This is a genomic window from Cryobacterium sp. Hh7, assembly GCF_004403155.1.
Taxonomy (GTDB): Bacteria; Actinomycetota; Actinomycetes; order Actinomycetales; family Microbacteriaceae; genus Cryobacterium; species Cryobacterium levicorallinum.
The window spans coordinates 63251-72020 of sequence record NZ_SOHG01000024.1; the positions used below are offsets into that span (position 1 = coordinate 63251).

Consider the following 8770-nt stretch of genomic DNA (forward strand, 5'->3'; position numbering starts at 1 on the left):
GTGAGCCCGGAGTCAACCAGAGTCGCGCCGGAATTCTACTGTCGTGACGCGACCGGCTTCGACGGCCACCAGAACCGGTCGTCCACCAGAAAGACCAGGGCCGGCACGAGTACGGTGCGCACGACAAGGGTGTCGAGCAGCACGCCAATGCAGACGATCACGCCGATCTGGGTGAGTGCCACGACCGGCAGGACGCCGAGCACGGCGAACACCGCCGCGATCAGAATCCCGGCGCTGGTGATCACCGCGCCGGTCGACGAGAGCGCCCGCACCATGCCTTCTCGGGTGCCGTAGCGCCGGGCCTCTTCCCGCGCTCGCGTGGTCAGGAAGATGTTGTAGTCCACGCCGAGAGCGACCAGGAACAGAAAGGAAAACAGCACGACGCTGGTGTCGAACGCGGCGAAGCCGAGCAGGTTCTGAAAGATCAGGTTCGAAGCTCCCAGGCTGGCGAAGAAGGTGCCGAGCACGGTGGCGATGAGCAACACCGGCGCCACGAGGGAGCGCAGCAGCAGCGCCAAAATGAGAAAGACGATGCCCAGAATCAGCGGCAGGATCAGGGCCTGGTCCCGTTCGGCGCTGATTTTCGTGTCGAGGGCCGTGGCATCGCTGCCACCGACCAGCGCCTGCGCGACCGCGCCCGAAGCATCCGCTAAATCGCTGCGCAGTTGGCTGAGGGTCGTGAAAGTCAGGTCGCTGCCGGGTTCGCTGTCGAAGGTGACATCGATGCGGGTCAGGCCGCCGGCGTTCTCACCGGCGACAGCCGCGGAGACCCCTGGAGTCTGCAGGGCCACTGCCACGGTGTCAGCGGATGCCGCCTCCGGCGTCAGCACGACCGTCTGGCTGGTCAGCCCCGCCGAAAAAGACTCGTCCACAATGTCCTGGGCAACAACCGACTCCGGGTTGCCGAGCAGCTGGTCGGCTTGGGATAACCCGACGGCGGCTCCGTTCAGCCCGAACGCGAGCGAACCGATCGCCAGAACGGACACGACCGTGATGATCACCGGATGCCTGGCCACTCCGCGACCGAGCCTGGTCCAGAAGCCGGTGCGCGGGGCAGTGGCCTGGGCCTGCACGCGCGGAATGAACGGCCAGAACAGGCCGCGCCCGCAGACCACGAGGGCGGCCGGCAGCACGAGCAGGGCGAACAGAATGGCGATGAGTACACCGATGGCGCAGGCGATGCCGAGCGCCCGGTTGCCGGCCAGTTCGGCGAAAACCAGGGTCGCCAGGCTCAGCGCAACGGTGCCGCCGCTGGCCGCGATGGCCGGGCCGGCGCTCGTCACGGCGGTGCGCATGGCGACGTTGCGGTTCTCGGTGTGCAGCAATTCTTCGCGATAGCGGGCCACGAGCAGGAGGGCATAGTTGGTGCCGGCGCCGAATACGAGCACGGAGAGGATGCCCGAGATCGAGGCGTCGAGGGCGAAACCGAGCGGTTCGGCCAGCGCGCCGGCGACCTTGCCGGCCAGGCCGTCGGCGAGCCCGACCACGACGAGCGGCACGATCCAGAGCACCGGGCTGCGATAGGTCACGATCAGAAGCACCGCGACCACGATCACGGTCACCAGCAGCAGGCGAAAGTCGGCTCCGGCGAAAGCGTTGGTGATGTCGGACTGAAAGCCGACCGGCCCGGTGACATAGGCGGTCAGCCCGCTCGGCAGTGCGGTCGAAGCCGTTGAACGGATGTCGGTGGCCGTCTTCGCAATGTCGGCCGTCGCGCTCGCCGCCTCCAGCGGCACCACGCTCAGCGCCGCCTGACCGTCGTCGCTGAACTGAGGTGTGGCCGCACGCGGAGCGATCGACGCGGCGCCGAGCCGCTCGGCTGCGGCGGTGATCGCGGTTTGGTCGGCCGCCGTGAGCGCGGCGCCGTCGCGGCTCCAGACCACGATCGCCGCGGTCTGGTCGGCCGAGGGAAAGTCGGCGAGCAGCTCGGTGACCTGGGCCGCCTGGCTGGTCTCCGGCAGCCCCGCCGCCGGAAAATCCTCGGACTCATTGGCCGGGAGCAGCGCAAACAGCAGACCGACCGCCACGAGTGTTCCAAGCAAGACCGCCCAGGCGGTTCGTTTGCCGGTGATGAAGCGCGTGATCGCGAGCACAGTTCCTCCAGAACCTCGATAATCGCTATCCTAGCTAGCGACACCAGTGCCCAAATTTGTTTTGAATTACTCAAAACAAATGTTAGGGTCGGAGCATGACGACGACCGAACCGAGCGAAGAGACCGCGGGCCTGCGCCTGGCCGCAGCCGACGCCGGGTTGCTGGCCGACAGCATCCGTTCGGCTGGTCTCAAAGTTACGGCGCCGCGTCTGGCGGTGCTGCGCGCCCTCACCGATATGCCGCACTCCAACGCCGACGCCCTGTTCACAGCGGTGCACACCGACCTGCCCGGCACCTCGCTGCAGGCGGTCTACGGGGTGCTCGCCTCGCTAGGCACTGCCGGACTCGTGCGCAAGATCGAACCGGCCGGTTCGCCCGCCCTGTTCGAGCGCCGGGTCGGCGACAACCACCACCACATCGTCTGCACCCGCTGCACTGTGGTGCACGACGTGGATTGCGCCGTCGGTCACGCACCGTGCCTCACGCCGGCGGATGCGCTCGGTTTCGACGTGCGCGCCGCCGAGGTCATCTACTGGGGCCTGTGCGCCCAGTGCCAGCTCGACACCGCACACCCCTAACTTTCCCCCGCCAACCTCGCGTTGCTGATCCACACCAAGGAGCACCATGACTATCAAGCCCACTACCGACCAGACGGGAACGCCCGTCGCCAGCGACGCGCACTCCCTCACCGTCGGCGCCGACGGCGTCACCGCGCTGCACGACCGCTACCTGGTCGAGAAGCTCGCCCAGTTCAACCGCGAGCGCATTCCGGAGCGCATCGTGCACGCCAAGGGCGGCGGAGCGCACGGCGAGTTCGTTGTGACCGGCGACGTCTCGAAGTACACCCGCGCGGCCGTGTTTCAGCCCGGCACCGTCACCCCCACCCTGCAGCGCTTCTCCAGCGTGGCCGGCGAGCAGGGCAGCCCAGACACCTGGCGCGACGTGCGCGGCTTCTCGGTCAAGTTCTACACGACCGAGGGCAATTACGACATCGTCGGCAACAACACCCCGGTGTTCTTCATCCGCGACGGCATCAAGTTCCCCGACTTCATCCACTCGCAGAAGCGCCTGCCGGGCACGGGCCTGCGCGACGCGACCATGCAGTGGGACTTCTGGACGCTCTCCCCGGAGTCGGCCCACCAGGTCACCTACCTCATGGGAGACCGCGGCCTGCCGCGCTCCTGGCGTGAAATGCCCGGCTTCGGCTCGCACACCTACCAGTGGATCAACGCCGCCGGCGAGCGGTTCTGGGTGAAGTACCACTTCGAATCCAACCAGGGCAACGTCGAGATGGAAGGCTCAGAAGCTGAGCTCATCGCCGGAGCGGATGCTGACTACTACCGTCGCGACCTGTCCGACGCCATTGCCGCCGGCAACTTCCCGTCCTGGAACGTCTCCGTGCAGGTCATGCCGTACGAGCAGGGCAACACCTACCGATTCAACCCGTTCGACGTGACCAAGGTCTGGCCGCACGCCGACTTCCCGCTCATTCCGGTCGGAACCCACACCCTCAACCGCAACCCGGAGAACTTCTTCGCCGAGATCGAGCAGGCCGCGTTCTCGCCCGCCAACTTCGTTCCCGGAATTGCCGCAAGCCCCGACAAAATGCTCATGGCGCGCATCTTCTCCTACCCCGACGCGCAGCGCTACCGCGTCGGCACCAACTACACCCAGCTGCCGATCAATGCGGCGAAGAGCCCTGTCAATAACTACTCGCAGGATGGCGCGCAGCGCCACTACTACAACGCACCGAGCGAGCCGAACTACGCACCCAACTCCCTTGGTGGCCCCGTCGCCGACCCGGCCGCGGCCGGCGAGGGCGCCTGGGAAGGCGACGGAACGCTGCTGCGTGCCGCCGCGACCCTGCGCAGCGAGGACAGCGACTTCGGCCAGGCCGGAACGCTGTATCGCGAGGTCTACGACGACGCCGCCAAGGCGCGCTTCCTCGACACCATCACCGGTGCCATCAGCGGCGTGACCCGCCCCGAGGTCACCGAGCGTGCCATTTGGTACTGGACCAGCGTTGACGCCGACCTCGGCGCCAAGCTGCGTGCGAACCTCGCTGTGTTCGCCGCGGCTGCCGCCATCGACGCTGAGTACGTCGCCGCGCAGTAGCGCTTCTGCACGACAAAACCGCCCGGCCTGTTCCCAGCCCGGGCGGTTTTGTGTGTGCTGCAGCCGCTCACCGGAATGGGCGGCGGTGTCACGAGCCACGTTGGCTGAACTAGCGGATGTAGCCACCCTTTTTCAGGCCGGCCTCGATCTCGAAGCGGTTCTGCAGCGGATTGCGCCCGCCGAGCGCGTATAGCAGCGGAAAGACCATGCCGAAGCGCTGCCATTGGCGTTTGTGCACGGCCTCATGCTCGAGCACGGCCGCGGTGACGTTCTGATTGGTGAGGTAGCAGCCGCCGACGCAGGACCCGCCGCGTCCGAACGTCCACGGCGGCATGCCGCGAAACACATACAGTCCGGCGCGTTTCTCGACCCGGCCGGTGCTCCAGATCGAGCCCCAGACCAGCCCGAACGCGGTCGCATAGAGGTAGCCGGCGCGACTCACCGGTGAATCAAAGAGGAGTCGACGCATCCGCTATCGTGATTCTTCGTCGGTGTACCCGGGGCGTCCGTAGGCCTCGAGCAGCCGCAGCCAGACCTCGCTCAGCGTCGGGTAGCTCGGCACGGCATGCCACAGCCGGTTGATCGGCACTTCGCCGACAATGGCGACCGTGGCCGAATGCAGCAGCTCAGCGACATCCTGCCCGACGAAGGTGACGCCGAGCAGAACCTCGCGGTCGAGGTCGACGATCGCGCGCGCCTTGCCGACGTAGCCGACGGCGAGCACCGACGCACCGCCCAGGTTGGCCAGGTCGTAATCCAGAATACGGATGCGATACCCCGCCTTCACAGCGGATGCTGCGGTCAACCCGACCGAGGCCACCTCCGGGTCGGTGAAGGTAACCTGGGGCACGGCGGCGTGGTCGGCCGTGGCGACGTGCGCGCCCCAGGGCGCGGTGTCGATCGGGCTGCCGGCCGCGCGGGTCACGATCGCGTCGCCGGCCGCGCGGGCCTGGTACTTGCCCTGGTGGGTGAGGAGCGCGCGATGGTTGACGTCACCGGTGGCGTAGAGCCAATCACCGGCCAGCGCAGGGGAGTCGCCCTCCACGAGCAGGGTGTCGTCGACGGCGAGCCAGTCGCCTCCGTCGAGCCCGACGGTTTCAAGGCCCAGATCCTGGGTGCGCGGGATTCGGCCGATGGCCACGAGCACTTTCTCGGCCGTGACGGTGCTGCCGTCGTCGAGGGTGAGCGTGACGGTGCCGTCTGCGTCGCGGTGGGCTTCGGTGGTGGACGGGCCGACGAGCACGGTGACGCCGTTGCGCCGCAGGGCGGCGGTGACGAGCTCACCGGCGAAGGGTTCCTGACCGCCGAGCAGCGGGCTGCGCGCGATGACGGTCACCGCAGAACCAAGCGACGCGTAAGCGGCGGCCATCTCGGCGGCGACGACGCCGCCGCCGATCACCGCCAGGCTGGCCGGAATCTCCTGAGCGCTGGTCGCGTCGCGGCTGGTCCACGGTTCGATGTTTGTCAGGCCCGGAATGTCGGGCAGGAGGGCGGCCGAACCGGTGCTGACGACGACGGCGTGCGTGGCGGTGAGCACGGTCACGGTGCCGTCGGCGGACGTCACGGTGACCTCTTTCGTGCCGGTGAGGCGGGCGTGGCCGCGTACCAGGTCGATTCCGGCCGACTCGAGCCACTTTGCCTGGCCGTCGTCCTTCCAGTGGCTCGCGATGGCGTCGCGTTGCTTGAGGGCGGCGCGCGCGTCGACGGTTCCGGTGACGGCTTCGGCGGCGCCCGGCACGCGCCTGGCCGCAGCGAGAGCGGCGCCGCTGCGCAGCAGAGCCTTCGACGGCATACAGGCCCAGTACGAGCATTCGCCGCCGACCAGGTCGCTTTCGACGACGACCGTGCGCAGGCCGCCCTGCGCGGTGCGGTCGGCCGCGTTCTCGCCGACAGCGCCGCCGCCGATCACAATGACGTCGTAGCTCTGACTCGACATTGAATCTCCTTGATTATGTGGCGCATCTGTTCAGTGCAGCCTATCCCGAGGTGAGGGGCCGCCACCCTGAGTTCTGCCGATCGGGGTTGTTGCCGGCGCGTCGGTATCGTCTACACTAAGCCGATGAGGCATCCTCACTCACTCACCGCCGCGGTTATTTACAATCCCGTAAAGGTCGATATCGACGTACTTCGAGACGCCGTGAACACGGAAGCTGCTACTGCTGGGTGGGCTGAGAGCGTCTGGTTCGAAACGTCCGTCGATGACATCGGCCAGGGAGTGACCGCCCAGGCGCTGGCTCGAGGTGTTGATTTGGTCATCGTTGCTGGTGGTGACGGTACCGTGCGTGCGGTCGTCGAGGCCGTGCGCGGGCATGACGTACCGGTTGGTTTGTTGCCGTCGGGAACGGGAAACCTCCTCGCCCGCAACCTGAAGATGACACTCAACGACATGCCCGAAAGCGTGCGCACCGCCTTTGTCGGAGAAGATCGCGCCATCGACCTGGGCATGATTCGGATCGAGCGAGACGACAAATCCCGCGATGAGCACGCGTTCGTGGTGATGGCCGGGTTAGGCCTGGACGCGAAAATGATCACCAATACCGACGAGGATTTGAAGAAGAAGGCCGGGTGGGTAGCGTACGTGAAAGCACTCGTCGCGTCCTTGCGTGACCCCGACGAACTGCACCTGCGATTCCAGCTCGATGATCATGCTGTCAAGCGAGCAACGGTGCATACTCTCATACTCGGCAACTGCGGGTCACTGCCCGCGAACATTCTGCTGATGCCGGAAGCGGCCCTGGACGACGGACTGTTCGATGTGATGATGACCCGGCCGGGCGGAGCCGCGGGCTGGATTCGGGTCTGGATGAAAATCGCCTGGACCAACGGCATCGTGCGTCGGACCAAGGCAGGCCGAGCTCTCGCCGGGAAGCATGAAAACGATGGAGACCTGCGCTACGACACCGGTGCGATATTCTCCGCACGCTTTTCCCGGCCGGAGCAGATCGAACTCGACGGGGATGAATTCGGCAGAGCCGTCGCGTTCAAAGCGTGGATTGAGCCCGGGCAGTTGCGCGTACGAGTTCCCCGGGTCGTCTCCTGACCCGCTCGGAACGAATGTTGATCGATAGATTTGAGTTCGGCGTTCAGTTTTCCCCGGGGCCGGCCGAAGCTGCCGTGACGCCCGTATTCGTGATCGTGCATGGAATTGGAACCTCCCACCTTTAGTCCGTACCGTACCGCTGCGCCGCGCCATCGCAGGCAGCCGCAGTACCTATGCTGTGGATCTGCCGGGCTGTGGCGGAACGAACGCCACAGCACCGTCTTGGGGTTGAGGACTACGCGAATATGCGCGGCAGTCTTCCGGCCGACGTGCGCGTTGACTCTGCCGTTCTGACGGGACTGGAGGGTTTCGGCCGTCCCCGTACGGACTACGAGCCTCCCGGCGTGTCCGGGCCCATCTTATGCACGCGGGCCCATGTTCGATCATGGGCCCACTTGCCGGGCCCGGGCCCGGTCGCAGAAGAGGAAGGTGCGCGCGTGGCTAACGGCCCACGAAGACGGCGGGGGTCCGGGTCATGAAGGACTGCATGCCGATGCGGGAGTCCTCGGTTTGCACCAGACGGGCGAGGGCCGGCTGCAGCTCTTGTTCAGCGGATGCCGCCCCCTCCCGCTGCGCCAGGCGCGCATTGGCGAGGGTGGCCTGGATCGCGAGGGGTGCCTGGGCGGCGATCTTCTCGGCGAGCTCGAGCGCCCGGTCGAACTGGGTGCCGTCGGGCACGACTTCCTGAACGAGGCCCAAACGATGCGCTTCGGCGGTATCGAACAGCTCGCCGGTGAGCAGCCAGCGCATGGCATTGCCCCAGCCGGCCGCACGCGGAAACCGAATCGTCGCGCCGCCGAACGGCAATATGCCGCGGGCTACCTCGATCTGCCCGAACTTGGTCGATTCGGCGGCAACCACAATGTCGCTCGCGAGCATGAGCTCGATTCCGAGGGTGAGACAGGTTCCCTGCACGGCGATGACGACCGGTTTACTGAGGGATTCGCCATCCACTTGCCACGGGTTGATGCCGCCCTCCGGCACCATCTCGAGCCCGGCGGGGCCCAGCCGGGGACCGATGTCGGCGAGGTCGAGCCCGGCCGTGAAGTGCTCGCCGACGGCGTAGACCAGGCCGACGCGCAGCTCGGGGTCGCGGTCGAGCTCACCGTAGGCGAGGGCGAGCTGCCGCAGCAGGGCAAAGTCGGCGGCATTGCGCTTCTCGGGCCGATTGAACCCGATCAGCAGAATGTGGCCGCGGCGCTCGGTGAGGATGCGGGGCTGATCGTTCATGGGGCCTCCATTGGTCGGTGTGTGAATTCGTGCGGTGCTCGCCGGGCCTATCGCCCCGAGTCCATAACTCCTGCAATTCATTGGCGGTCCCGCAAAGTTGCCTGGAATGACGCCGGTGTGTCCCTGGCCAGCCAGAAATTGCAGGAGTTATGCGCATTCCCACTCACTCAGTCCGGTCACCTGCGAGATCAGTGCCTAGGAGCGTGGGTCAGTAGTACCAAAGTTTAAAACGCCGGTCGATTTCCCGTGCTTGGGGTGTTGGTCTGGGAAAATTGATTATGAGCGATTCTGA

At 66.5% G+C, this 8770-nt stretch carries 7 protein-coding genes; 3 read left to right on the forward strand and 4 right to left on the reverse strand.

The features are described 5' to 3' along the window. Positions 1–35: 35 nt before the first annotated feature. The gene (locus tag E3T43_RS08990; RefSeq protein ID WP_134472204.1) at positions 36–2093 is read right to left on the reverse strand and encodes an MMPL family transporter; all 2058 of its coding nucleotides are present in this window, start codon (positions 2091–2093) and stop codon (positions 36–38) included. Positions 2094–2188: 95 nt separating this feature from the next. On the opposite strand from E3T43_RS08990, the gene E3T43_RS08995 reads away from it, so the two are divergent. Next, positions 2189–2671, forward strand: coding sequence for a Fur family transcriptional regulator (locus E3T43_RS08995; RefSeq protein ID WP_134441721.1), 483 nt, complete (start codon positions 2189–2191; stop codon positions 2669–2671). A gap of 46 nt (positions 2672–2717) precedes the next feature. Continuing rightward, positions 2718–4208 (forward strand): catalase, encoded by a 1491-nt coding sequence (locus E3T43_RS09000; RefSeq protein WP_134441719.1) that lies wholly within the window; start codon positions 2718–2720, stop codon positions 4206–4208. 109 nt (positions 4209–4317) lie between these two features. Here the strand turns inward: E3T43_RS09000 and E3T43_RS09005 are convergent, their stop codons facing one another. After that, entirely contained in the window at positions 4318–4677 is a 360-nt protein-coding gene (locus E3T43_RS09005) for a Fe-S oxidoreductase (protein ID WP_134467270.1), read from the reverse strand. 3 nt (positions 4678–4680) lie between these two features. Beyond that, positions 4681–6144, reverse strand: coding sequence for an NAD(P)/FAD-dependent oxidoreductase (locus tag E3T43_RS09010; RefSeq protein WP_134472205.1), 1464 nt, complete (start codon positions 6142–6144; stop codon positions 4681–4683). A gap of 123 nt (positions 6145–6267) precedes the next feature. Here E3T43_RS09010 and E3T43_RS09015 point away from each other — a divergent pair, with 123 nt between their 5' ends. Continuing rightward, a complete protein-coding gene (locus E3T43_RS09015; RefSeq protein ID WP_134472206.1) occupies positions 6268–7248 on the forward strand; it encodes a diacylglycerol kinase family protein in 981 nt (326 codons plus the stop codon). Positions 7249–7689: 441 nt separating this feature from the next. On the opposite strand, the gene E3T43_RS09020 is transcribed toward E3T43_RS09015, so the two are convergent. Continuing rightward, on the reverse strand, positions 7690–8478 hold the full coding sequence (locus tag E3T43_RS09020; RefSeq protein WP_134472207.1) for a crotonase/enoyl-CoA hydratase family protein: 789 nt from the start codon (positions 8476–8478) through the stop codon (positions 7690–7692). Positions 8479–8770: the final 292 nt, after the last annotated feature.

Excerpts from the sequence above, each read along its gene's own strand:
- E3T43_RS08995 (WP_134441721.1), top strand. The coding sequence starts at position 2,189 with ATGACGACGACCGAACCGAGCGAAGAGACCGCGGGCCTGCGCCTGGCC.
- E3T43_RS09005 (WP_134467270.1), bottom strand. The coding sequence starts at position 4,677 with ATGCGTCGACTCCTCTTTGATTCACCGGTGAGTCGCGCCGGCTACCTC.
- E3T43_RS09015 (WP_134472206.1), top strand. The coding sequence starts at position 6,268 with ATGAGGCATCCTCACTCACTCACCGCCGCGGTTATTTACAATCCCGTA.
- E3T43_RS09020 (WP_134472207.1), bottom strand. The coding sequence starts at position 8,478 with ATGAACGATCAGCCCCGCATCCTCACCGAGCGCCGCGGCCACATTCTG.
- E3T43_RS09000 (WP_134441719.1), top strand. The coding sequence starts at position 2,718 with ATGACTATCAAGCCCACTACCGACCAGACGGGAACGCCCGTCGCCAGC.
- E3T43_RS09010 (WP_134472205.1), bottom strand. The coding sequence starts at position 6,144 with ATGTCGAGTCAGAGCTACGACGTCATTGTGATCGGCGGCGGCGCTGTC.